Origin of the sequence: Pseudomonas sp. BRG-100, from assembly GCF_000737955.1 — a bacterium.
Taxonomy (GTDB): domain Bacteria; phylum Pseudomonadota; class Gammaproteobacteria; order Pseudomonadales; family Pseudomonadaceae; genus Aquipseudomonas; species Aquipseudomonas synxantha_A.
The window spans coordinates 3515663-3538824 of sequence record NZ_JPRX01000001.1 but is presented as its reverse complement, the minus strand read 5'-3'; the positions used below and the strand labels follow the sequence as shown (position 1 = coordinate 3538824).

Here is a 23162-nt window from a genome sequence, read left to right as displayed (position 1 = left end):
ATGTCTCCGGATTGTAAGCAAAAAAAACGTTGCCCATCATAGCTGCCCTTCCCTCGTTCAGGAAGCCGCCTCTGATTGAGTCTTGCTATGGCGTTGCATGAGTGGGGATATAGCCAACTCATGGCGTCACGGCAGTCACAAACACGATGCCTGTTCGCAACGCCGCATTGCGAACGTGTTCCTGCATGGTTTTCTGCGCTGCCGCACTGCTGCGCCGGGCCAAGGCGCGCAGGATTTTGCGATGCTCCTGCCAGGTCTCCATGGCTCGCTCCGGCCGGATGAACGGTAGTTTCTGGCTCTCCAGAAACACCTCGGCGCTGGCACTGAGAATACTCACCATGGCCTGGTTGCCGCTGGCCAACAGGATGCGCTGGTGAAATTCAAAGTCCAGCCGGGCGGCGGCTTCGAAGTCACCCGCTTTGAGGACCTTGCGCATCGCCTCGACATTGTCTTCCAGGCTGTCGAGCTCGTTCGTGGTCAATGTGACTGCCGCCAAACCCGCAGCGAACCCTTCAAGCGCGTAACGCAGTTGGAAGATGTCCAGCGGTGTGGCCTGCGCCGCAAACGGCCAGGCGAGCTCGGATGGCGGGTCCGGCGCCAGCACGAACACGCCCTTGCCCGGCTGTACACTGACCACACCCAATGCGCTCAAGGACGATAAGGCCTCGCGCAACGACGCCCGGCTCACGCCCAACCGCATCGCCAAATCGCGTTGCGAAGGCAATGCCTCGCCCGGCCCAAAGCCTTGCTCCTTGATCAGTTTGCGGATGGCTTGCAAGGCCGCTTCCGGTACGGCTTGGGCAATGGAATTCATAAAAAACTCAAGGTTCCCGTCAGCTGAAGAGCTAGTTGTAAAGCTATTGAAGTCTGTCGGCAAGCCACGCCCCAAAGGGGCCCGTGCGTTTTTTACGGCGCTCGAAAAGGGTGCGAAAAATCTCGCAACTGTTCAGACCAGTAAGACCATGGCACTTCAACGAATCCGTGCCTTACAGACCATTCCGAGAGAGCTGGCATGGGCTGTGCACTGAGCAAACTCAGAAAATTCCTTCGCCTTTTTCGGAGAGTTGCCATGACCAAGCGCTACAGCGCCCTGCTCACTGCCCTGTTTGCCAGCCTGATGCTGAGCCAGGCACCCGCCCAGGCTAATGGTCTGGACGATATCGTCGCCCGTGGCACCCTCAAGGTCGCCGTGCCCCAGGACTTCCCGCCGTTTGGTTCGGTCGGCCCCAATATGCAGCCACGTGGCCTGGACATCGACACCGCCAAGCTGCTGGCCGACCAGCTCAAGGTCAAGCTGGAACTGACCCCGGTCAACAGCACCAACCGCATTCCGTTCCTTACCACCGGCAAGGTGGACCTTGTGATCTCCAGCCTGGGCAAAAACCCCGAACGCGAAAAGGTCATTGATTTCTCCAAGGCTTACGCGCCGTTCTACCTCGCGGTGTTCGGTCCACCCGAGGCGGCAATCAGCACCACCGACGACCTCAAGGGCAAGACTATCAGCGTGACCCGCGGCGCCATCGAGGATATCGAGCTGACCGCCGTGGCGCCCAAGGAAGCCACGATCAAGCGCTTTGAGGACAACAACTCAACCATCGCCGCTTACCTGGCCGGCCAGGTCGACCTGATCGCCAGCGGCAACGTGGTCATGGTCGCAATCAGCGAACGCAACCCCAAACGCGTCCCCGCGCTGAAGGTGAAGCTCAAGGATTCGCCGGTGTACGTAGGCGTGAACAAGAACGAGCCGGCGCTGCTGGAGAAGGTCAACCAGATCCTGGTTGCGGCCAAGGCGGACGGCAGCCTGGAAAAAAACGCGCTGCAGTGGCTCAAAGAACCGCTGCCTGCTGACCTCTGAAGCGGAGTTGAACGATGGCCTATCAATTCGACTTTGTGCCGGTGCTGGCCAATACCGACCTGCTGCTGCGCGGCGCGTTGTTTACCCTTGAACTGACGGCCATCGGCGCCCTCCTTGGGGTAGCACTGGGCACCGTCGGTGCAGTGGTGCGGGCCTGGAAGATCCAGCCGTTTGCATGGATCTTTGGTGTGTATGTCGAATTGATCCGCAACACGCCGTTTCTGGTGCAGTTGTTCTTTATTTTCTTCGGCCTGCCGTCCCTGGGGTTGAAAATCACCGAGTGGCAAGCCGCTGTGCTGGCAATGGTGATCAACCTGGGGGCGTACTCCACCGAGATCATCCGCGCCGGGATCCAGGCCATCCCGCGCGGGCAATTGGAAGCCGCCGCCGCGCTGGCGATGACGCGCTTCGAAGCGTTCCGTCACGTGGTACTGCTACCGGCGCTGGGCAAGGTGTGGCCGGCCCTGAGCAGCCAGATCATCATTGTGATGCTCGGTTCGGCGGTGTGTTCGCAGATCGCCACCGAAGAATTGAGCTTTGCCGCCAACTTTATCCAGTCGCGTAATTTCCGCGCCTTTGAAACCTATGCCCTGACCACCCTGGTGTATCTGTGCATGGCGCTGCTGATTCGCCAACTGCTCAACTGGATCGGCCGGCGGTTTGTGATGAGGAACAGTCGATGAGTGAGTTCACCCTCTGGGACATCGTGCGCAACCTGCTCACTGGCCTGCAGTGGACCCTGCTGCTGTCACTGGTAGCATTTGTGGGCGGTGGCCTGATCGGCCTGCTGGTGATGACGATGCGCATCAGCCGCAAAGCTTTCCCACGCAATATTGCCCGCACCTATATCGAACTGTTCCAGGGCACGCCCTTGCTGATGCAGTTGTTCCTGGTGTTTTTCGGCGTTGCCCTGCTTGGCGTGGACATATCGCCCTGGCTGGCAGCTGCAATCGCATTGACCCTGTTCACCAGCGCTTACCTGGCCGAAATCTGGCGCGGTTGCGTGGACTCCATCGCCCATGGCCAATGGGAAGCCTCGGCCAGTCTGGCCCTGAACCCTTTTGAGCAACTGCGTTTTGTGATCCTGCCCCAAGCGCTGCGCATTGCCGTCGCGCCAACGGTGGGTTTCTCGGTGCAGGTGGTCAAAGGCACCGCCGTGACCTCGATCATCGGCTTCACCGAACTGACCAAGACCGGCGGCATGCTCGCCAACGCCACCTTCGAGCCGTTTATGGTCTACGGCTTGGTGGCCCTCGGTTATTTCCTGCTCTGCTACCCCTTGTCCCTCAGTGCGCGCTACCTGGAAAGGAGACTGCATGCCTCTGCTTAGAATTTCCGCCCTGCATAAGTATTACGGCGATCATCACGTCCTCAAGGGCATCGACCTGACGGTGGAAGAAGGCCAGGTTGTGGCGATCATCGGCCGCAGCGGCTCGGGCAAGTCCACCTTGCTGCGTACCCTCAATGGCCTGGAGTCGATCAATGACGGTGTGATCGAAGTCGATGGCGAATACCTTGATGCCGCCCGCGCCGACCTGCGCAGCCTGAGGCAGAAAGTCGGCATGGTGTTCCAGCAGTTCAACCTGTTCCCGCACCTGAGCGTCGGCGAAAACGTGATGCTGGCACCGCAAGTGGTGCAAAAAGTGCCCAAGGCCAAAGCGGTACAGTTGGCCAGGCAAATGCTCGAACGCGTTGGGCTGGGCGAGAAGTTCGACGCCTTCCCCGATCGGCTGTCCGGTGGTCAGCAGCAACGGGTCGCCATTGCCCGCGCGCTGGCCATGTCACCCAAGGTGCTGTTGTGCGATGAGATTACCTCGGCCCTGGACCCGGAGTTGGTCAATGAGGTGCTCAGCGTGGTGCGTCAACTGGCCCAGGACGGCATGACGCTGATCATGGTCACCCATGAAATGCGCTTTGCCCGGGAAGTTGGCGACAAAGTGGTGTTCATGCACCAAGGCAAAGTGCATGAAACCGGCGACCCGAAGGTGTTGTTTGCCAACCCTGGTACCGTAGAGCTCGCCAACTTCATTGGCTCGGTTGAACAGCCGGGCTGACCAGTTCAAAAATGCCCCGTGCCTCCAGGTGCGTCTCCCTGCGCACCGACAAGGCATCGAAGGGCAATTGGGTATCGATATCGACCTGGGCGGTGAGTCGCCGCCCTACCACCGGCCCCCCTGCTGCTCGAGCCACCAAAACCTGGCCGGGCAACAACTGGCCTCTGTCCGCCTCACCTGGCACGTGGGCAGCCGACCACCCGACGGTACGCCCATCTACCTGGGCATGCTTGATACTCAGCCGCAAATGCCCCTCGCGACCGAACCGAAATCCCTGCCCATCGGCTGCCGCGCCAACAAAACGCAACGCCATGGCCGCAGGCTCGGCGCAGAGTACATTGACACTCAACGAGCGGGTTGCCAGTACCACGGTAGTGGTTTCAACCAGGGCATCCCTGCGTATCTGGCCATAGTCGATACGCGGCTGGCCCAGCGACAGGTGGCAGTTTTCAGCCATCGCATCAAACGGCGCCAGCAGTGTGCAAAACAGCGCCAAGGGCGGGCTCAGGGCCTTTTTAATCACCTCGGCATACAGCCGATGCGGCTTCATAAAATTTGTCATTGTCAGGCTTGGCCTCAGGGTCAATGTGCAGTAGGCAAGTGGAAGAGTCCGGCAATGAAACCCGCAAGCTTTGCGACTCCGTAACGTCGTTGAGGAAAATCATGCCCTCACCTACTACGCTGGTGAGAAAGCGGTTGCCCTTGCCCAATACCGAAGCGCCCTGAGGTAACGGTCGGCCGTGCTGATCGCTCGCAGTCACCAGCATTCGGCGTACTTTCACTACGTCAAAATCCACGGTATTGAACGAACCTCGGCCCGCCGTAAGCACTTGGGTGCCGTTTTTCAGGTCCACTCGTTTGGGCAAGGATTGAGTCTGCACTTCGACTCGGCTGTTGGTGTAGGCCGGCAAGCCCGCGATCACCGCTTGGCCGTTGAAGTCGGTCCAGACAGGGCCTTGCGGCGTCTGGATTTTTGCGGAGCCGATATCGCCGACCGAGACGATGCCGAACGTGTCTTGCACGCTATAAGGCGATAAGGTCACCCCGCCTTCATGCGCCACTGCACCGCCCCGCAACTGCCCGGTATAGCTGGTGCCCAGGGAATCGCGGCTGACGCCCAGGCCCACTTGGGTATAGCGCGGCAACAGGTCCACCCGCCCGCGCACTGACTGCTCCCGGGCCCGCATGTCACGCTCGATGCCGACTTCGTAATTCACATACTCGTTGACCCTTTCGCTGAGCGCGGTACCCGCAGTGAAGTGGTCCCCACGGCGGCTCGTGAAGCTGCTCACACGCCGATCCCCGCCTAGCGGCACGCTGACCTGCAACCGCAAGGACAAGTCGTGATCCAAGGCACTGTCACGCCGGCTGCCATCCAGTGGGGCGTCTCGGCGGGCCCGCGTACCGCCCACTTGCGAGTCCGCGATAAATGCGACATCGACGCGACCGAACGACTTATTCCAGGAGGCGAATACGTGCTCGCTCGTCTGCCCGCCAAATTGAGCACTGCGAGTGTAGTTCAGCGAAAATATGCCCAGTGTGGGGTCGGCCCAGCTCATGCCCGCGGTGTATTGGTTCTTGAAGTGCGAGTTCAGCTCATCGCCCCTGAGCGACCGACCTGCCTCAGTGACCTCGCGATAACCGCGCGTCTGGGTGGTTGCACTTAAGTTGACATCTAGATAGGCAACCAGTGGGCTACTCACGGAGACGCTGCTGCGTGACCCGGACACCGCGTTGGGGCTATCTCGGGACAGGTTATGTCGTGCGCTCACAGAGACCCGCTGGAAAAATACACTGCTCAGAGTGCCACCTGCGGCCCAATAGTCATCGGTACTCAACAAGCCAAAACCCGCAGACGCATCGCGCCCCAGCCCCCAGGTGCCACTGCCCATGGCGACCACCGGTGATGGCCCCTCTTCACCTGCAGTTTTGCGCAGCTGGCCAATCGAAAAGTAATAGCCCGGCGCCGATGGGGCAGCACCCGCGAACGAAGCCGCCGGCACGACAAAACTGCGCCTGGCGCCACGCACGTCAATCACACTGACATCAAGGTCACTGGTGCCATTGAGCAGCGGTACCCCCGTCAACCGAAACGGCCCTTCGGGCACCAATGTACTGTGGATCAACACCCCGGACTGGCGCACTTCAACTCGCGACTGGCTTTGGGCCAAGCCTTCGACCACCGCATTATTGCCGCCCGCCGGGGCCCTGGACTGCCCATCAGGGGAGAACTGCAAGCCGGACAGCTGGATCCCGCCAAACAGCGGGTTATTACTGGAGAGCTGGCCCACCTGGAAGGTCGACTGCAACGCGGCGATATCCCGTTGGGCATAGGCATGCAGGTGCTCGGTACGGGTATGGCCGTTGTCGGACACATAGAACTGGCGACTGCGAACAATCCAGTCATCCAGGTTGAAGCCCGCTTCGGTATAGGCCGACACGAACCGGGTCGGGCCGCTACGCGAGTGGCTGTCATAACCCAGTACGTCATAGTTGAACAACGCGGCCGCGCCGCCCCGGGAAGAACGCCCGCTCTCCCATTCGGGTTCACGCAAAGCCTGGGTCGGCACCACCAGCGCCACTTCGTCAGTACCGGGGCGCAAGCGCACCATGGTCGCCGGGAACGCACCGAGGAAGTCATGACACGCCTGATCGGGCGTGGCGCCTTCTCGAATGATCTCCCGAGGCTTTACCAACCCCGCCTTCTCCAGCAACCCGGGAGTGAAACACAGCCCTCCCTGCGAATCGAACCGAGCATCAACCAGCCCAAGGGGGTTGCCATTGACGCGCAATCCCACCATTTGAATACCTTCACGAAAGCGCGCCGCACTGCGAAAGTAATCGGAGACCTGGGGGTCTATGCCGTGGGTCGTCAGCGCAGCCAGGTCAAATCCCTCACCAAGCTCCAGCGCAGCCGTCATGCCAGGCAAACCCCATAGCACCGTGAGCCCAATGAACAATCTGGATTTGCAGGGCCGGAACGGGCCAGCAATACCGCGCGCCGAAGAAACGATCATGAACCGATCAACGCGCATCTGTGTTGACCGGTGCACGGTAGCTATCTACCGAAAATCCATAGACCGTGGCGGGTTGAATCTCAACCTGCGCCACATCGCTCAAAGCACCGTCAACCTTCAACGCCAATGCCTCACCCGGCAAGACATAGGTGCGCGGCAGTGTGGCTTGAACGCCTTGTGGAAGCAGCTGCACATGCGGCGCCAGGCGTACGACGTAAGCGCTGTCGTTGTGGACGGTGAGTCGCTCTGCGACCCGTTCCCACCTCAGCAGCTCCCACGGCGTTTGGTGGCGTGGCAAGTCTTTGGGATGCAGGATCAACGGCAGATTCTGCCGAAGAGTGATACCGATGGTCGCACCGTCCGCGGCACGCGCCTGGGGAATGCCCTCAAAAGATACGCGCTTGAGCCGTTGGGTCTTGAGCGGCTGCTTCAACGTGCTGATGAAACGCACCAGTTGCGTATCCCCCGCTTCCACACGGGTAATGGGAGGCGTGACAATCAGTAGCGGCTCCAGATCTTCAGGCACGTTTTCAATAACAGAATGAAGCAACGCCGGCCCTGCATCGGTGTTCTTGATATTGATCGAGGCTTCGCCAACTTCTTCGTAAAGCACGACCACAGTTGTTTCCGGCAACATCCCGTCCGCCGTAGCAACCACACTGAAAAACACACTCCATAGCCACGTAAGACTTATTAAAAAAACACGCACTCAATATTCCCCACAACTTATGAAGTTGACGTTTGGCCATCCAACGCCCAAAGAAAAACAGCCAACAAGAAAGGGTTGGCTTTCTTGATCGGCTGCTTTCGGTTGTTTAGATGTAACTCAATACAAGCGTGGCGCGCCCATCTATGGAGATGTCGCGGCTCAGGTCCAAGTCCTGGGCCTTGTTGATCACTGCTTTCACCGCCACCGTGGCTGTCAGCTGGCTAATAGCGGCAGGGGTGACGGTCACGCTATTACGCCAGGAGTACTGGCTGGGCGATTGGGCAACCCTGCCGTCGCTGTTCTGCCAGGCACCGAGCCCGGTGCGCATGATCGGAAACAACGTTGTTCCGGTAGAGCGGAGGTCCCTGAGGGTGACCGAATAGCCACCAGTGCGCCGGGACGCTGCCATCCCCAGACCGAAATTCTGCGCTTCGGAAAAGCCCGCCTCCAAGATGCCTGCCACCTTGCTCCCCGCTTGCAGATCGGTAAAGGTGAGCCCGAACCTGGCAGGCGTAGTGCCGCAGTTGATAACCAGAGACGTGGTCCTCTCTTCACGGGGGTTGAATGCCGTGCGAGACAATTCGCCGGAGCGAATAGTGCCGTAGTCGATGATGCCACTGCCCGCCAGGCTGAGGTTGCACGCTGCAGGCGTGATCGTCCCCCTGACGACTAACTGGGCGCTCGTGTTTGCCTGAACCTGCAGGGTCGCAGCCAGACATGCGATGCCGAAAGTCAATCCAATAATTTTTTTCATGTTCGTCCTGTCACTTGAAGTTAGCAGGCGCTCTTTATTTTGGTTTTGGCGACTCCGTCGCCCAACAGCTTATTGTCCCTGATACAAAAACTATAAATAAATAACACCCCGGCAGAATTGCCGAGTGACAGTCTGGCGCGTAGATGCCCGGATAAAAAATCAGACAGCACGGTATTTATTGTAGGCTCCAGCCAGCATAAAAATTACTTTAACCTATCGACCTTGTAGTCTTGAGCAAGATATAGAACAACATATAGTCCCACTCACTGTAGGAGAAATTATCTAAATACTTACAACTGCATCCGGTTAAAACGTCTTACATCGTCGGAAAGTTTGTTTGCTGGAAACTTGCGAAGCAGCCCTGAACTTTCCAAAATTTTCCTACAGACCACATCGGGAAAATTACCGAAGCACAACGCGTTGGCTCCAGCGGTCGATCGTGGCACGATGGCAAGGTTATCGACCGAGATCCCCAAACCATGCCGCAATCCCAAGCCAAGAATCTGTCCTTGATCGCCGCCATCGACCTGGGCTCCAACAGCTTTCACATGGTCGTGGCCAAGGCCCAGAACGGTGAGATCCGCATCCTTGAGCGGCTCGGCGAAAAAGTGCAACTGGCCGCCGGGATCGACGACGAGCGCAAGCTCAATGAAGAATCCATGCAGCGCGGGCTCGACTGCCTCAAGCGATTTGCGCAATTGATCAATGGCATGCCGCCTGGCGCCGTACGCATCGTCGGCACCAACGCGTTGCGCGAAGCCCGAAACCGCAATGAGTTTATCCATCGTGCCGAGGAAATCCTCGGGCACCCGGTGGAAGTTATCTCTGGCCGTGAAGAGGCGCGCCTGATCTACCTTGGTGTGTCCCACACACTGGCCGACACGCCCGGCAAACGCCTGGTGGCGGACATTGGTGGCGGCAGTACCGAGTTCATCATCGGCCAGCGTTTCGAGCCACTGCTGCGTGAAAGTCTGCAGATGGGATGCGTGAGTTTCACTCAACGTTACTTCAAGGACGGCAAGATCACGCCGGCGCGCTATGCCCAGGCTTACACGGCGGCGCGGCTGGAGATCATGAGCATTGAACATGCCCTGCACCGCCTGACCTGGGATGAAGCCATCGGCTCGTCCGGCACCATCCGCGCCATCGGCCTGGCCTTGAAGGCTGGCGGCCATGGCACTGGCGAGGTGAATGCCGAAGGTCTGGCGTGGCTCAAGCGCAAGCTGTTCAAGCTGGGGGATGCGGAGAAAATCGACTTCGACGGCATCAAACCTGATCGCCGCGCCATTTTCCCTGCGGGCCTGGCGATTCTCGAAGCCATCTTCGACGCCCTCGAACTGCAACGCATGGACCACTGTGACGGCGCCCTGCGCGAAGGCGTGCTCTATGACCTGCTGGGCCGTCATCACCACGAAGACGTGCGCGAGCGCACCCTCAGCTCGCTGATGGAGCGCTACCACGTCGATCTGGAACAAGCCGCCCGTGTGGAGCGCAAAGCCTTGCACGCTTTCGACCAGGTGGCCGCCGATTGGGACCTGGAAGACGGCGTCTGGCGCGAGCTGCTCGGCTGGGCTGCCAAGGTGCATGAAGTGGGCCTGGACATCGCCCACTACCATTACCACAAGCACGGCGCCTACCTGATCGAGCACTCGGACCTGGCTGGGTTCTCCCGCGAAGACCAGCAGATGCTCGCGCTGCTGGTGCGCGGCCATCGCCGCAATATTCCCAAGGACAAATTTGCCGAATTCGGCAAAGACGGCATCAAGCTGATTCGCCTGTGCGCGCTGTTGCGCTTTGCAATCCTGTTCCACCACATTCGTGGCACCCAGGAAATGCCCCAGGTAAAACTGCGCGCTGCTGATGACAGCCTGGAAGTGATCTTCCCCAAGGGCTGGCTGGATGAAAACCAGCTGACCCAGGCGGACTTCGCCCAGGAAGCGGAATGGCTGACGCGGGTGGGGTTCAGCCTGAACCTGCGCTAAAGCACACTGCAAAACAAATGTGGGAGGGGGCAAACCCTCTCCCACATTTTTTAGACCTTGCTGGTGCTGGGTTTTAGTTCACCGCAAGAATCGGGCTACCCAACTTCTCCAGCAACGTCGCCTGCGCGCTGCGCGGGTTCTGGTTGCCGGTCGGGGTGTTGCGTACATAACGCCCGTCCGACTGCAGGCTCCAGCTGTGGGTGTTGTCGGTAAGGTAGCTTTCCAGCTCCTTCTTGACCCGCATGATCAGCTTCTTGCCTTCTACCGGGAAGCAGGTCTCCACACGCTTATCGAGGTTGCGTTCCATCCAGTCGGCGCTGGAGAGGAACATCTGCTCTTCACCACCGTTGAGGAAGTAGAACACACGGGTGTGCTCCAGGAAGCGGCCGATGATCGAACGCACGTGGATGTTATGCGACACGCCGACAATACCCGGACGCAGGCAGCACATGCCACGCACCACCAGATCGATGCGCACGCCCGACTGGCTGGCCTTGTACAGCGCGCGGATGATCTTCGGATCGGTCAGCGAGTTGAACTTGGCGATGATGTGCGCCGGCTTGCCATCGAGGGCAAACTGGGTCTCGCGGGCAATCATGTCGAGCATGCCCTTCTTGAGGGTGAACGGCGCGTGCAGCAGCTTTTTCATGCGCAAGGTCTTGCCCATGCCGATGAGCTGGCTGAACAACTTGCCGACGTCTTCGCACAGTGCGTCGTCGGATGTCAGCAGGCTGTAGTCGGTGTAGAGCTTGGCGTTGCCGGCGTGGTAGTTGCCGGTGCCCAAGTGGGCGTAGCGCACGATCTCACCGGCTTCACGGCGCAGGATCAGCATCATCTTGGCGTGGGTCTTGAAGCCGACCACGCCGTAGATCACCACCGCACCGGCCGCTTGCAGACGGCTGGCCAGTTGCAGGTTGGACTCTTCGTCAAAGCGCGCACGCAACTCGATCACCGCGGTGACTTCCTTGCCGTTACGCGCAGCATCCACCAACGCATCGACGATTTCCGAGTTGGCGCCACTGCGGTAGAGGGTCTGGCGCACGGCCAGAACATGCGGGTCCTTGGCGGCCTGGCGCAGCAGGTCGACCACTGGGGTGAACGACTCGAAGGGGTGCAGCAATAGAATGTCCTGCTTGCTCACAACGCTGAAGATGTTCTCGCTGTTTTGCAGCAGTTTCGGGATCTGTGGCGTGAACGGCTTGTATTGCAGCTCAGGATGGCTGTCCAGGCCGGTAATGCTGAACAGGCGCGTCAGGTTCACCGGGCCGTTGACCTGATACAACTCGGATTCGGCGAGGTTGAACTGCTTGAGCAGGTAGTCCGACAGGTGTTTAGGGCAGGTGTCCGCCACTTCCAGACGCACCGCATCGCCATAACGCCGCGAGAACAGCTCGCCACGCAGGGCGCGAGCCAAGTCTTCAACGTCTTCGGAATCCAGTGCCAGGTCGGCGTTACGGGTCAGGCGGAACTGGTAGCAGCCCTTGACCTTCATGCCCTGGAACAGGTCATCGGCGTGAGCATGGATCATCGACGACAGGAATACATAGTTGTCGCCAGCGCCCCCTACCTCTTCCGGTACCTTGATGATGCGTGGCAACAGACGCGGGGCCGGGATAATCGCCAGGCCCGAATCGCGACCGAAGGCATCGATACCTTCAAGCTCGACGATGAAGTTGAGGCTCTTGTTCACCAGCAGTGGGAACGGGTGCGTAGGGTCCAGGCCGATGGGGGTAATGATCGGCGAAATCTCGTCCCGGAAGTAACGGCGCACCCAGGTCTTGATCTTGGCGGTCCAGTGACGACGACGAATGAAGCGGACCTGATGCTTTTCCAGTTCCGGCAGCAGGATGTCGTTGAGGATTGCGTACTGGCGGTCCACATGACCATGTACCAGCTCACTGATGCGCGCCAACGCCTGGTGCGGTTGCAGGCCGTCGGCCCCGGCTTGTTCACGGGCAAAGGTGATCTGCTTCTTGAGGCCGGCAACGCGAATCTCGAAGAACTCATCCAGGTTGCTGGAGAAGATCAGCAGGAATTTCAGCCGCTCCAGCAACGGGTAGGACTCATCCAGCGCCTGCTCCAGCACGCGGATGTTGAATTGCAGTTGTGACAACTCGCGATGGATGTACAGGCTGCTGTCATCCAGGTTGGTGACCACGGCCACCGGTGCCGGCGCAGGTGCTTCGGCAACCACCGCTGGCGGGGCAGGCTCCAGCTCCGGCGGGGTCTGGGAAACTTGTTCAACCACCGGGTGAGCGTCTTTTACGGCAACTTCGGAGAGTCCTTCGGTATTCATCGAGTGTTCCTGTGAGGGCTATTGTTGCTCTCTAAGCAATTGGGCAGCGCGGGCGGCGAAGTAGGTCAGAATGCCATCAGCGCCGGCACGTTTAAAGGCAGTCAGGGATTCGAGGATCACCCCTTCACTCAACCAACCATTCTGGATCGCCGCCATATGCATGGCGTATTCACCGCTGACCTGATAGACAAAGGTCGGCACTTTGAATTCCTCTTTGACCCGATAAAGGATGTCCAGGTACGGCATCCCGGGCTTGACCATCACCATATCGGCGCCTTCGGCCAGGTCGGCCGCCACTTCGTGCAGCGCTTCCTGGCTATTGGCCGGGTCCATCTGGTACGAAGCCTTGTTGGCCTTGCCCAGGTTCAGCGCCGACCCCACCGCATCGCGAAAGGGGCCGTAATAGGCGCTGGCGTATTTGGCCGAGTAGGCCATGATTCGTACATTGACGTGACCGGCCAGCTCAAGGGCTTCGCGAATCGCCTGGATACGGCCGTCCATCATGTCCGACGGCGCAACCACCTGGGCGCCCGCCGCTGCGTGCGACAAAGCCTGCTTGACCAATGCATCGACGGTGCTGTCGTTCTGAACATAACCCTCTTCGTCAAGAATGCCATCCTGGCCGTGCGTGGTGAACGGGTCCAACGCCACGTCAGTGATCACCCCAAGCTCCGGGAAGCGCTCGCGCAGGGCACGGGTGGCGCGCTGCGCGATCCCTTGCGGGTTCCAGGCTTCGGCGGCGTCCAGAGACTTGAGCTGCGGTGGGGTCACCGGAAACAGCGCCAGTGCCGGGATCCCCAGTTCGACCCAACCGGCCGCCTCGATCAGCAACTGATCAATGGTCAAACGCTCCACACCCGGCATCGAGGCGACTGCTTCCCGACGACTTTCACCGTCGAGCACAAAGACCGGCAGGATGAGATCGTTCGTCGTCAGTACATTTTCACGTACCAGGCGGCGAGAAAAATCATCACGACGATTGCGACGCAGACGAGTGGCGGGGAACAGGCGATTGGCAGGGGTAAAGCTCACGACAGACTCCTGAGCCCGCGTTTACGGGCGAGCGTTGCAGTTATAAGCGGCCATTATGACGAAGGAATGACAGTTGTGCTTATCGATGCGACCTGTAGTCGCATTCGTCATTTATGTAGGAATTGTTCACTTCGTGACACATCTCGATACTTTCATGAATCTTCGTGAAGGCGTAGGCTGCGCGTTCATTTCGCCAGCACCCCAGACCATGCTTCAACAATTTCTGCATGACTTCGGCTACTTTGCCCTCTTTCTCGGCACGTTTTTCGAAGGCGAGACCATCCTCGTACTCGCAGGCTTCCTGGCGTTTCGTGGCTACATGGATATCAACCTGGTGGTGGTCGTTGCCTTTTTTGGCAGCTATGCCGGCGACCAGCTTTGGTACTACATGGGGCGCAAGCACGGCCGCAAGCTGCTGGCACGCAAGCCGCGCTGGCAGTTGATGGGCGACAAGGCACTGGAGCATATCCGCAAGCACCCGGATATCTGGGTGCTGAGCTTTCGCTTCGTCTACGGGTTGCGCACGGTGATGCCCGTGGCGATCGGCCTGTCCGGTTACCCGCCGATGCGCTACCTGATCCTCAACGGTATTGGTGCGGCGATCTGGGCCGCTGCACTGGGGGCTGCGGCCTATCATTTCGGTGCGGTGCTGGAAGGTATGCTCGGCAGCGTCAAGAAGTACGAGCTATGGGTACTGGGCGCCTTGCTGGTGCTGGGTTTTGGCCTGTGGCTGCGACGTCGCTTCAAGAATGCTCGCATCGCCCGCCAAGCGTGTGCCGAGGCCAAGGCGCGACAGGCTGTCGAGCAAGCCTCGGTCGAAACGCCTAAGACGCCAACCGAGTAAAACGGCCTCTGCAACAGTAGAGACCAATCACGCTGAGCAGGCTGTAGCTCGCCAGGCCCAGCCAGGCGAGAGGGCTGGCAGGCCACAAGCCGACCAGCGGCGCCAGCCATACCAACGGCAGGTTCAGCGCCAGGCGCGCCAGCTCGGCCTTCAACGCCCATGGGCGATTCTCCAGTGCCACCCCCAACGTAAACAGGCCCAGGGCCATCGCGCCCCAGCCGAGCACCAACGCCGCCGTAGGCAGGCCCTCACCGAAATTCATCAGATAACTGCCAAAGCCCACATAAGCAGCAAATTGCAAGGCGATGTAGACCTGCTGCCGCGCATCCAAAGGCACTTCGAACTTGCGAAACTGGCTCAGGTCCGGCTTGGCTATCGGGTATTTGGCTTTGACGTCCGCCGGGCGCCAGCCGGTGCGCATGAACCAGATGCGCAACTTGTCCCACCAGCTCTCGGTGCGCCGGGCGTCACTCCATAACTGCGCATAAAACTGCAGGTTGGCCCACAGCGGGTTCCAACTGGCCAGGGGTGTGGTTACCCCAAAGATCACCGGCTCGTTGTCGTCTTCCTCTTGAAAAGTACCGAACAGCCGGTCCCAAATAATGAACACCCCGCCGTAGTTACGATCCATGTAGAGAGCATTCTGTGCGTGGTGGGCCCGATGATTGGACGGCGTCACGAAGAACCACTCAAACCAGCCCAGCTTGGGAACGTGGCGGGTATGGACCCAGAATTGATACAACAGGTTGAGCGAAGCCACGCTGATAAACACCACCAGCGGCACGCCGACCACAGCCAGAGGCAGGTAGAAGATCCAGCTCAGCAGAAAACCGGTGCTGGTCTGGCGCAAGGCGGTGGTGAGGTTGTAGTCCTCGCTCTGGTGATGCACCGAATGCGCGGCCCACAGGATATTGCGCTCATGGCCCATGCGATGCAGCCAGTAATAACAGAAGTCATAGAACACAAAGGCGAACACCCAGGTCCAGGCACTCTGGGCCGACAGCTCGATGAGCGCCAGGTGCTTGAGGGCGAACGCGTAGGTCAACAGGCCCACGCCCTTGGTCAGCAAACCGGTCGTGGTGGACAGCACACCGGTGCTGAGGCTGTTGATGGCGTCCGCTACTCGGTAGTTGCGTGCACCGCGCCAACGGTCGGCCAGCAGCTCCACAACGATCAGGGCGATAAAAAACGGTACTGCGTAAGGCACAAAGTCCATGGGCTAGTCCGGTCTATTTTTGTTACATCAAGATTAGGTGCAGCGACGTGAGATCCCATTGGCAACAGGTTACAAATTAGTAGACATTTAACGCCATGAATCAGGAGAAATGCCCATGAGCAAAAAGATTGCAGTGATCCTTTCCGGCTGTGGCGTATACGACGGCGCAGAGATTCACGAGAGCGTGATCACGTTGCTGCGCCTGGACCAGCGCGGCGCTCAAGTGGAATGCTTTGCACCCGATATTGCGCAATTGCACGTGATCAACCATCTCACCGGCGAAGAAATGCCCGAGTCGCGCAATGTGCTGGTGGAGTCTGCGCGTATCGCCCGGGGCGCAGTGAAGGATATTGGCCAAGCCAATGCCGCCGACTTCGACGCCCTGATCGTGCCGGGCGGGTTTGGCGCAGCGAAGAACCTGTCGAACTTCGCCGTGGAGGGCGCCGGCTGCAGCGTCAACCCGCAGGTGCTGGAACTGGCTGAAGCGTTTGCCGAAGCAGGCAAGCCGGTGGGGTTGATCTGCATCTCTCCGGCCCTGGCCGCGAAGATCTACGGCCCTGGCGTGACCTGCACCATCGGTAACGATGCCGACACAGCGGCTGCCCTGGACAAGATGGGCGCCACGCACCACGAATGCACGGTGGAAGATATCGTCGAGGACAAGGCGCGCAAGCTGGTCAGTACGCCGGCGTATATGCTCGGCAAGAACATCAGTGAAGTGGCGTCAGGGATCAACAAGTTGGTGGATCGGGTGCTGGAGTTGACCCACGAGAACGACTGACGGGTAGGCGCCTGTGGCGAGGGAGCTTGCTCCCTCGCCACAGGTCAGGCTGGGCGCATAAGACGTATAAGGATTCGGTCCAGGGCATTGGCAAACGCCTGCTTATCCTTCTCGCCATGGGGCGGTGGTCCGCCGCCCATCTGACCTTGCTCACGCAGGTCGGTGAACAGGTTGCGCACCGCCAGGCGCTCACTCATGTTCGCAGGGCTGAACTCCTTGCCTCGCGGATCGAGGGCCGTGACGCCCTTCTTCACCAGCCGATCGGCCAAGGGCACGTCACTGCAAATCACCAGTTCGCCGGGTACGGCGTGCTCAACCAGGTAATCATCGGCCGCGTCGGGGCCACTGGGCACCACGATCAGCTTCACACAGGAAAAGCTCGGCTTGATCTGGCTCTGCCCGGCCACCAGCACCACCTCGAACTGGCGCTTGAGGGCAAACTTCACTACCTGGTCCTTGGCCGCCCGAGGGCAGGCGTCGGCGTCGATCCATACCCGCATGCTACACCGCCGCCCGGCGCTTCTCGGTCAGCCGGCTGCGGCCATACAGCACCACAATCGCCAGGATCGCCACAGCCTGCGCGCCCAACGAATACGCATCGGCATGGATGCCCAGCCAGTCGAAGTCAAAGAACGCCACCGGCCGCGTGCCGAAGATGCCCGCCTCCTGCAAGGCCTTGACACCGTGCCCGGCGAACACCACCGACAGTGCGCACAGCAACGCAGCGTTGATGCCGAAGAACAGCGCCAACGGCAACTTCGCCGAGCCACGCAGGATCACCCAGGCCAGGCCCACCAGCAGCACCAGCGCAGTGGCACCACCGGCCAGCACCGCGTTGTGCCCGGCAGGGCCGGCCTGCAGCCACAGGGTTTCGTAGAACAGGATCACTTCGAACAGCTCGCGATAAACCGAGAAGAACGCCAGCACGGCAAAACCGAAACGGCCGCCGCCGCCCACCAGGCTGCTCTTGATGTAATCCTGCCAGGCCGCCGCGTGACGCCGGTCGTGCATCCACACGCCGAGCCATAGCACCATCACGCTGGCGAACAGCGCCGTGCAGCCTTCGAGCAGTTCTCGCTGGGCCCCGCTGACGTCAATCACATACGCCGCCAAGGCCCACGTAGCCAAGCCTGCCAACAGCGCCAGGCCCCAACCGACGTTGACGCTGCGAACCGCCGACTGCTGGCCGGTGTTACGCAGGAAGGCGAGGATCGCCGCTAGCACCAGAATCGCTTCCAGGCCTTCGCGCAACAGGATCAGCAGGCCAGAGATATAGCTCAATGACCAGCTCAGGCCATCGCCGCCCAGCAAGCCGGCGGATTCAGTGAGTTTGCCTTTGGCAACGTCCAGACGCTGCTGCACCTGCTCCATAGGCAAACCATCCTGCAACGATTGCCGATAGGCCATCAGGGCCTTCTCGGTGTCTTTGCGCACATTGGCGTCGACGTTATCCAGGGAGCTTTCCACCAGCTCGAAGCCTTCCAGGTAGGCAGCGACGGACAAATCATAGGCCTGCTCGTGGTCGCCGTTGCGGAAGGCCGCGAGGCTCTTGTCCAGCGTGGCGGCCGTGTAGTCGAGCAACTGCGCGGGACCACGCTGAACCTGTGGCGGCTGTGCACGCTGGGCGCGGAACGTCGCCGCAGCGCCAGGGCCGTCAGCGGCGAGCACTTCATTGGGGGTCTGGCGCGCCAGGTCGGCGAGGTTGAACGCCTGCTCGCTTTTGGCGGCAGCCGGGTCGGCGGTGAAACCGGCGATATAGGTCGCCAGGTCCCAGCGCTGGCGATCGTCCAGTTGGTCAGCGAACGACGGCATATCAGTGCCTTCGACACCCAGACCGAGGGTGTTGTAGATCGCATACAGGCTCAAGCGATCCAGGCGCGTGGCGTCACGCAGGTTAGCGGGGGGCGGCGTCATGCCCATGCCAGCCGGACCATCACCGGCGCCGACAGTGCCGTGGCACACCGAACAATGCTGGGCATAAAGCGGCACGCCGCGTGTCGGGTCCGGCGTGATGGCCGGTGCTTGGCTGACTTCATACGCCACGGCCAGCTTGGCGCCCAACTGACGAGCCTGGCGGGCCACGCTCGCGCCGTCCTGATGGGCGGTGACCGCCGCCAGCAATTCATTAACGCCGCTTATCAACTCAGCGCGCTCGGGTTTGTCGGGCAGATCAGCCACCAAACCCTGCAACACTCCGAGAAACTCCACCTGCTCGCGGTATTCCGAGTCGTCTACCACCTTGCCTGCCTCTACCGTAGGCGGGTAGTCGGCGCCGATGTAATCCAGCAAATGCAGGGCCTGTGGCGCGCCTTCGGCGGTCGCGGCCAAGAGATTGAAGCTGCACGACATCAGCGCCGGCAACAGCAGCCACGCAAGAAAGCGGAAAGGGGCAGTCATGAATGAATCTCAAGTGGAAATACGAAGTAACACTATTGTTGAGCTTTAATGAATTCGACTCAAGGTGTTATTTCATATCACCCCTAAATCCAATATGGGAGGGAGCTTGCCCCTCCCACATTTCGATTCGGTTTCGGCAATTACGCCGTAGCGCGATGCAGGCTCGCAAGGAAACCCGCAGCGCCGACAAACAAACCTGCGAATGTGCGGTTTACGCGTTTCTGTTGTTTAGGCGTACGCAACAGACGCAAGACTTTCGACGCCAACCCCGTGTAACCCGCCATCACGATCATATCGACGCTGATCATGGTTGCACCGAGGATCAGGTACTGAATCAACAGCGGCGCCTGCGGGTTCACGAATTGCGGCAACACCGCCAGCATGAACACCAGGGCCTTAGGGTTGCTGGCGTTGACCAAAAAGCCGCGGAACATCATCGCCATCGGCTTCCCGATCGGGCGCACGGCGGCGTCATCGGTCATGTCCATGGGCAGGGCGCGCCATTGCTTGATGGCCAGGTACACCAGGTAGGCCACGCCAAACCATTTGATCGCATAGAACGCGGTAGACGACGCCGCCAGAATGGCCCCCAGGCCACCCGCGACCACGGCAATCTGCATCGCCAGGCCCAGTTGCAGGCCAATGGCGTTCCAGTAGCCACGGACAAAACCGTATTGCAGGCCGCTGGACATCGAGGCGATGGCACCGGCGCCAGGAGAAAGGGAGATGATCCAACTGGCCAGGAAAAAGGCCAGCCATGTGTCGAGAGCCATTGCGCACCTCAGAAGGGAGTCAGCGATTGTGCCTTTAAGCTAACTCTACCGACCGAAGGCTGGCTATAGATTTTTACAAGATGTAAACGCTAGCGGTCGCCCGGAAATACATGGGTGCCAGGCCAACGGCGCACCGAGCGCTGAAAGAACAAGCTGTTAGGCACTTGCACCATCGCGCTGCTGGTCCCGGCTTCTTCTACTTCGATCAATGTGGTGTAAAGCAGGTTGATCGCCACGACCCTGCCCTTCACGCCGGGTTTGTCGACGGTGTCCACCAACTCGACAATATCCCCAAGGCGGAACGGCCCGACGGTGAAGATCAGAATTGCGCACAACAGGTTGGACAGCACCGACCACATGGCGAAGAACGCCACTGCCGCTACCGCGACAAACCCTGACAGCGCCGTCCACAACACCGTGGCAGACACCCCCAGGCGCCCCAGCACAAAGATCAGCGCACTGCCCATGATCAGCCAGCGCAAGCCGCCGCGCAGGGGCATCAGCAGTTGCGGCGGGAACGGGTAACGCTCACCCAGGCGCGTCAGGCCCTTGGCGACGAAGCGCTGGGCCAGGTAGCCGGCCAGCAGGATCAGCAGGATTTGCACGCCGATCCATACGGGCTCGACCCATTGCGCCGGTACCGGCAGTTGCAACGCTTCCATCAGGACAGCGCCTCCAGCTCCGCTTGCAAGGTTTCGAGCAGTTCGAGGGCCTCCATCCAGGTTTCCTCCAATTGCCCTTCGCGCACCTTGAGCTTGGCCTGTTCGGCCAGCAGGTCACGCAGCTCATCCTTGCGCGCCGCCTCGTACACGGAGCTATCACCCAGGCTGGTTTCGATCTTGGCCAGGCGCTCGTGCACCTTGCCCAGCTCGGCTTCCAGCTTGTCGGCCTCACGCTTGTGCGGCGCCAGCTGCTGGCGCAGCGCGGCGGCGGCCTGGCGCTGGGCTTTCTTGTCGGTCTTGTCCGGGTTGACCGGGGTGTTGCTGGCCGGCGCATTGCGCAGGCGGTACTCGGTCAGCCAGCGTGCGTAGTCGTCCAGGTCGCCGTCGAATTCTTCGACCTTGCCGTCGGCCACCAGCAGGAAGTTGTCGGTGGTGCTCTTGAGCAGGTGGCGATCGTGAGACACCACCAGTACCGCACCGCTGAACTCCTGCAGGGCCATGGTCAGTGCCAGGCGCATCTCCAGGTCCAGGTGGTTGGTCGGTTCGTCGAGCAGCAGCAGGTTTGGACGGTCCCAGGCGATCAGGGCCAGGGCCAGTCGGGCTTTTTCGCCCCCGGAGAAATTCAGCACTGGCTCGTCGATACGCGCCCCCCGGAAGTCGAAACCGCCGAGGAAGTCGCGCAGGGTTTGCTCGCGCTCGGTGGGCGCCAGGCGTTGCAGGTGCAACAGCGGGCTGGCCTTGGCATCAAGCGAGTCCAGTTGATGCTGGGCGAAGTAGCCCACCACCGTGTTCTCGCCACGGGTCAGGCGGCCAGCCAGTGGCTCAAGCTCACCCGACAGGTTCTTGATCAGCGTCGACTTGCCCGCGCCGTTGGGGCCGAGCAAACCAATGCGTGCGCCCGGCGTGAGCTGCAGCTTGACCTTCTCCAGGATGGTCTTGTCGCCGTAGCCCAAGCGAGCGTCCGACAGATCGAGCAGGGGGCTTGAGATCTTCACCGACTCACGGAACACAAAATCGAACGGCGAATCGACGTGGGCCGCCGACAGTTCTTCCATGCGCTCCAGCGCCTTGATGCGGCTCTGGGCCTGACGGGCCTTGGTGGCCTGGGCCTTGAAGCGGGCGATGTAGCTTTCCATGTGCGCACGTTGCGCCTGTTGCTTTTCAAAGGCCTGTTGCTGCTGGGCCAGGCGCTCGGCACGGGCACGTTCGAACGCGGTATAGCCGCCACGGTAGAGGGTGATTTTCTTCTGTTCGACGTGGGCGATGTTGTCGACCACGGCGTCGAGGAAATCCCGATCGTGGGAAATCAGCAGCAAGGTGCCCTGGTAGCTCTTGAGGAAATCTTCCAGCCACAGGATCGCATCGAGGTCCAGGTGGTTGGTCGGTTCGTCGAGCAGTAACAGGTCGGAGGGGCACATCAGTGCCTGGGCCAGATTCAGGCGCATGCGCCAGCCGCCGGAGAAGTCGGCGACCGGGCGGTCCATCTGTTCGTTGGTAAAGCCAAGGCCAGCGAGCATTTTGCGGGCACGGGCGTCGGCGGTGTAGCCGTCGGCACTGTCCAGCTCGGCGTGCAGACGGGCCTGGGCGGCACCGTCCTGGGCTTTTTCGGCTTCGGCGAGGTCGTGTTGCACCTGGCGCAGGCGCAGGTCGCCATCGAGCACGTAGTCGATCGCGATGCGGTCCAGGGTGTCGATCTCCTGGCGCATATGGGCGATGCGCCAGTCGGCCGGCAGCAGGCAGTCCCCGGAATCCGGGGTCAGCTCACCGAGCAGCAAGGCGAACAACGTGGATTTGCCGGCGCCATTGGCACCGATCAGGCCGGCTTTGTGACCGGCGTGCAGGGTCAGCTCGGCGTCTTCGAGAAGACGTTGCGGGCCACGCTGTAATGTTAGGCTTTGAAGTCGGATCATAATGGCGGCGGAGTCTACCAGCTTCGTTGGCCGCTGGCTTGGGTGTGAATATGTGCGCTGACCTGTGGAGCTTTGCCCTTTCTACCTACGCTCGCCCGGGTGTAGAGGCCGCTTGCCTGCGTTTGCAGGAACAAGGCGCGGATGTATGCCTGCTGCTGTGTGGTGCCTGGCTGGAGCGGCGCGGTGTGGCACATACACCTGAGCGGGTGCAGGCGCTGCAACAGCTTGCCCGTCCGTGGCGGGTGCAGGTTGTCGAACCGTTGCGATACCTGCGCGTGCAATGGCGAGCCCTGGCGCAGCAGGATACGCAGCTGGCATCGTTGCGCGAGCGGGTCAAAGCCCTGGAGCTGGAGGCTGAACGAACACTGCTGGCGCGCCTGGAAACCTTGGCGCAGGCATGGCCGATCAATGAGGTGGTGGGTCAGTACGAATGGCTTGAAGGCCTGGCGACCGAAGCCGCCAACCTTGACCACGACGCGCTGCAGGCGCTGCGCGTCGCGGCCACCGACGCTTAGGAAGCGCTGGCTGGGGTGGTGCTTGGCGCTACCGGTGCAGGCGTGGTGCTGGCCGATGCGGTTGGAGCGGTGGATGCTGCCGGTGCCGCTGGAGTGGCTGGCTTGGCGACTGCTGGTTTGGCAGCAGCAGGTTTAGCGGCTGGCTTGGCTGCTGGTTTCGCGGCAGCAGGTTTGGCGGCTGGCTTGGCTGCTGGTTTCGCGGCTGCAGGTTTAGCGGCTGGCTTGGCTGCTGGTTTCGCGGCTGCAGGTTTAGCGGCTGGCTTGGCTGCTGGTTTGGCAGCTGCAGTTTTAGCGGCTGGCTTGGCTGCTGGTTTCGCGGCTGCAGGTTTAGCGGCTGGCTTGGCTGCTGGTTTCGCGGCTGCAGG

The 23162-nt window shown here is 60.5% G+C and carries 22 protein-coding genes; 8 read left to right on the top strand and 14 right to left on the bottom strand.

The window, feature by feature from the left end; genetic code table 11:
* Positions 1-118: 118 nt before the first annotated feature.
* Positions 119-814: a FadR/GntR family transcriptional regulator gene (locus tag JH25_RS11775; protein ID WP_032878811.1), complete on the bottom strand. Its 696-nt coding sequence runs from the start codon at positions 812-814 to the stop codon at positions 119-121.
* Positions 815-1069: 255 nt separating this feature from the next.
* Between JH25_RS11775 and JH25_RS11780 the strand changes: the two genes are divergently transcribed.
* Genes JH25_RS11780 through JH25_RS11795 form a run of 4 tightly spaced genes read left to right on the top strand, consistent with a single transcriptional unit; the run spans position 1070 to position 3909 of the window.
* The gene (locus tag JH25_RS11780; RefSeq protein WP_032878810.1) at positions 1070-1855 is read left to right on the top strand and encodes a transporter substrate-binding domain-containing protein; all 786 of its coding nucleotides are present in this window, start codon (positions 1070-1072) and stop codon (positions 1853-1855) included.
* Positions 1856-1869: 14 nt separating this feature from the next.
* Complete coding sequence (locus tag JH25_RS11785) at positions 1870-2538, top strand: amino acid ABC transporter permease (RefSeq protein WP_032878808.1); 669 nt, start codon at positions 1870-1872, stop codon at positions 2536-2538.
* Positions 2535-3185, top strand: a complete 651-nt coding sequence (locus JH25_RS11790; protein ID WP_032878807.1) for an amino acid ABC transporter permease — start codon at positions 2535-2537, stop codon at positions 3183-3185. Before JH25_RS11785 ends, JH25_RS11790 begins: the two co-directional genes overlap by 4 nt.
* Positions 3172-3909, top strand: coding sequence for an amino acid ABC transporter ATP-binding protein (locus JH25_RS11795; protein ID WP_032878805.1), 738 nt, complete (start codon positions 3172-3174; stop codon positions 3907-3909). The genes JH25_RS11790 and JH25_RS11795 overlap by 14 nt, the downstream gene beginning before the upstream one ends.
* Here the strand turns inward: JH25_RS11795 and JH25_RS11800 are convergent.
* The 4 genes from JH25_RS11800 to JH25_RS11815 all read right to left on the bottom strand — a co-directional run bounded on the left by JH25_RS11800 (position 3881) and on the right by JH25_RS11815 (position 8389).
* Entirely contained in the window at positions 3881-4459 is a 579-nt protein-coding gene (locus JH25_RS11800; protein WP_050549377.1) for a hypothetical protein, read from the bottom strand. The two genes, JH25_RS11795 and JH25_RS11800, sit on opposite strands and share 29 nt — an antisense overlap.
* Positions 4425-6926 carry a fimbria/pilus outer membrane usher protein gene (locus JH25_RS11805; protein ID WP_177327407.1) on the bottom strand — a complete coding sequence of 834 codons (2502 nt, stop codon included), beginning with the start codon at positions 6924-6926 and terminating at the stop codon, positions 4425-4427. The genes JH25_RS11800 and JH25_RS11805 overlap by 35 nt, the downstream gene beginning before the upstream one ends.
* Positions 6927-6933: 7 nt before the next feature.
* The gene (locus tag JH25_RS11810) at positions 6934-7563 is read right to left on the bottom strand and encodes a fimbria/pilus chaperone family protein (RefSeq protein ID WP_032878802.1); all 630 of its coding nucleotides are present in this window, start codon (positions 7561-7563) and stop codon (positions 6934-6936) included.
* A 178-nt stretch (positions 7564-7741) separates the two neighbouring features.
* Entirely contained in the window at positions 7742-8389 is a 648-nt protein-coding gene (locus JH25_RS11815) for a DUF1120 domain-containing protein (protein ID WP_032878801.1), read from the bottom strand.
* Between the two features lie 479 nt (positions 8390-8868).
* Here JH25_RS11815 and ppx point away from each other — a divergent pair, with 479 nt between their 5' ends.
* Positions 8869-10371: an exopolyphosphatase gene (gene ppx, locus JH25_RS11820; protein ID WP_005792416.1), complete on the top strand. Its 1503-nt coding sequence runs from the start codon at positions 8869-8871 to the stop codon at positions 10369-10371.
* A gap of 73 nt (positions 10372-10444) precedes the next feature.
* On the opposite strand, the gene ppk1 is transcribed toward ppx, so the two are convergent.
* Together ppk1 and hemB are read right to left on the bottom strand one after the other, a co-directional pair.
* Positions 10445-12667: a polyphosphate kinase 1 gene (ppk1, locus tag JH25_RS11825; protein ID WP_005792418.1), complete on the bottom strand. Its 2223-nt coding sequence runs from the start codon at positions 12665-12667 to the stop codon at positions 10445-10447.
* 18 nt (positions 12668-12685) lie between these two features.
* Positions 12686-13699, bottom strand: a complete 1014-nt coding sequence (hemB, locus tag JH25_RS11830) for a porphobilinogen synthase (RefSeq protein ID WP_032878800.1) — start codon at positions 13697-13699, stop codon at positions 12686-12688.
* A 208-nt stretch (positions 13700-13907) separates the two neighbouring features.
* Here hemB and JH25_RS11835 point away from each other — a divergent pair, with 208 nt between their 5' ends.
* Positions 13908-14543, top strand: coding sequence for a DedA family protein (locus tag JH25_RS11835; protein WP_032881179.1), 636 nt, complete (start codon positions 13908-13910; stop codon positions 14541-14543).
* On the opposite strand, the gene JH25_RS11840 is transcribed toward JH25_RS11835, so the two are convergent.
* Positions 14524-15759 (bottom strand): sterol desaturase family protein, encoded by a 1236-nt coding sequence (locus JH25_RS11840; protein WP_032878799.1) that lies wholly within the window; start codon positions 15757-15759, stop codon positions 14524-14526. The genes JH25_RS11835 and JH25_RS11840 overlap by 20 nt on opposite strands.
* Positions 15760-15874: 115 nt before the next feature.
* Between JH25_RS11840 and elbB the strand changes: the two genes are divergently transcribed.
* Positions 15875-16540 (top strand): isoprenoid biosynthesis glyoxalase ElbB, encoded by a 666-nt coding sequence (gene elbB / locus JH25_RS11845; protein WP_005792422.1) that lies wholly within the window; start codon positions 15875-15877, stop codon positions 16538-16540.
* 44 nt (positions 16541-16584) lie between these two features.
* Here elbB and JH25_RS11850 read toward each other — a convergent pair whose 3' ends face one another.
* The 5 genes from JH25_RS11850 to JH25_RS11870 form a co-directional block, all read right to left on the bottom strand.
* Complete coding sequence (locus JH25_RS11850) at positions 16585-17040, bottom strand: YaiI/YqxD family protein (RefSeq protein ID WP_032878798.1); 456 nt, start codon at positions 17038-17040, stop codon at positions 16585-16587.
* A gap of 1 nt (position 17041) precedes the next feature.
* Complete coding sequence (locus tag JH25_RS11855; RefSeq protein ID WP_032878797.1) at positions 17042-18937, bottom strand: FTR1 family protein; 1896 nt, start codon at positions 18935-18937, stop codon at positions 17042-17044.
* A 140-nt stretch (positions 18938-19077) separates the two neighbouring features.
* Positions 19078-19710, bottom strand: a complete 633-nt coding sequence (locus JH25_RS11860; RefSeq protein WP_005792425.1) for a LysE family transporter — start codon at positions 19708-19710, stop codon at positions 19078-19080.
* An 89-nt stretch (positions 19711-19799) separates the two neighbouring features.
* A complete protein-coding gene (locus JH25_RS11865; protein ID WP_005792426.1) occupies positions 19800-20372 on the bottom strand; it encodes a mechanosensitive ion channel family protein in 573 nt (190 codons plus the stop codon).
* Positions 20372-22282, bottom strand: a complete 1911-nt coding sequence (locus JH25_RS11870) for an ATP-binding cassette domain-containing protein (RefSeq protein WP_032878796.1) — start codon at positions 22280-22282, stop codon at positions 20372-20374. The genes JH25_RS11865 and JH25_RS11870 overlap by 1 nt, the downstream gene beginning before the upstream one ends.
* 50 nt (positions 22283-22332) lie before the next feature.
* Between JH25_RS11870 and JH25_RS11875 the strand changes: the two genes are divergently transcribed.
* Entirely contained in the window at positions 22333-22797 is a 465-nt protein-coding gene (locus JH25_RS11875; protein WP_032878795.1) for a TIGR02444 family protein, read from the top strand.
* On the opposite strand, the gene JH25_RS29075 is transcribed toward JH25_RS11875, so the two are convergent.
* A partial coding sequence (locus tag JH25_RS29075; RefSeq protein WP_236648050.1) for a hypothetical protein occupies positions 22794-23162 on the bottom strand: 369 nt, incomplete at its 5' end. The two genes, JH25_RS11875 and JH25_RS29075, sit on opposite strands and share 4 nt — an antisense overlap.

Excerpts from the sequence above, each read along its gene's own strand:
- JH25_RS11790 (WP_032878807.1), top strand. The coding sequence starts at position 2,535 with ATGAGTGAGTTCACCCTCTGGGACATCGTGCGCAACCTGCTCACTGGC.
- JH25_RS11850 (WP_032878798.1), bottom strand. The coding sequence starts at position 17,040 with ATGCGGGTATGGATCGACGCCGACGCCTGCCCTCGGGCGGCCAAGGAC.
- JH25_RS11815 (WP_032878801.1), bottom strand. The coding sequence starts at position 8,389 with ATGAAAAAAATTATTGGATTGACTTTCGGCATCGCATGTCTGGCTGCG.
- elbB (WP_005792422.1), top strand. The coding sequence starts at position 15,875 with ATGAGCAAAAAGATTGCAGTGATCCTTTCCGGCTGTGGCGTATACGAC.
- JH25_RS11875 (WP_032878795.1), top strand. The coding sequence starts at position 22,333 with ATGTGCGCTGACCTGTGGAGCTTTGCCCTTTCTACCTACGCTCGCCCG.
- JH25_RS11785 (WP_032878808.1), top strand. The coding sequence starts at position 1,870 with ATGGCCTATCAATTCGACTTTGTGCCGGTGCTGGCCAATACCGACCTG.
- JH25_RS11870 (WP_032878796.1), bottom strand. The coding sequence starts at position 22,282 with ATGATCCGACTTCAAAGCCTAACATTACAGCGTGGCCCGCAACGTCTT.
- ppk1 (WP_005792418.1), bottom strand. The coding sequence starts at position 12,667 with ATGAATACCGAAGGACTCTCCGAAGTTGCCGTAAAAGACGCTCACCCG.
- JH25_RS11860 (WP_005792425.1), bottom strand. The coding sequence starts at position 19,710 with ATGGCTCTCGACACATGGCTGGCCTTTTTCCTGGCCAGTTGGATCATC.
- JH25_RS11775 (WP_032878811.1), bottom strand. The coding sequence starts at position 814 with ATGAATTCCATTGCCCAAGCCGTACCGGAAGCGGCCTTGCAAGCCATC.
- JH25_RS11810 (WP_032878802.1), bottom strand. The coding sequence starts at position 7,563 with ATGTTGCCGGAAACAACTGTGGTCGTGCTTTACGAAGAAGTTGGCGAA.
- JH25_RS11805 (WP_177327407.1), bottom strand. The coding sequence starts at position 6,926 with ATGATCGTTTCTTCGGCGCGCGGTATTGCTGGCCCGTTCCGGCCCTGC.
- JH25_RS11840 (WP_032878799.1), bottom strand. The coding sequence starts at position 15,759 with ATGGACTTTGTGCCTTACGCAGTACCGTTTTTTATCGCCCTGATCGTT.
- JH25_RS11865 (WP_005792426.1), bottom strand. The coding sequence starts at position 20,372 with ATGGAAGCGTTGCAACTGCCGGTACCGGCGCAATGGGTCGAGCCCGTA.
- JH25_RS11835 (WP_032881179.1), top strand. The coding sequence starts at position 13,908 with ATGCTTCAACAATTTCTGCATGACTTCGGCTACTTTGCCCTCTTTCTC.
- ppx (WP_005792416.1), top strand. The coding sequence starts at position 8,869 with ATGCCGCAATCCCAAGCCAAGAATCTGTCCTTGATCGCCGCCATCGAC.
- JH25_RS11800 (WP_050549377.1), bottom strand. The coding sequence starts at position 4,459 with ATGAAGCCGCATCGGCTGTATGCCGAGGTGATTAAAAAGGCCCTGAGC.
- JH25_RS11855 (WP_032878797.1), bottom strand. The coding sequence starts at position 18,937 with ATGACTGCCCCTTTCCGCTTTCTTGCGTGGCTGCTGTTGCCGGCGCTG.
- JH25_RS11795 (WP_032878805.1), top strand. The coding sequence starts at position 3,172 with ATGCCTCTGCTTAGAATTTCCGCCCTGCATAAGTATTACGGCGATCAT.
- JH25_RS11780 (WP_032878810.1), top strand. The coding sequence starts at position 1,070 with ATGACCAAGCGCTACAGCGCCCTGCTCACTGCCCTGTTTGCCAGCCTG.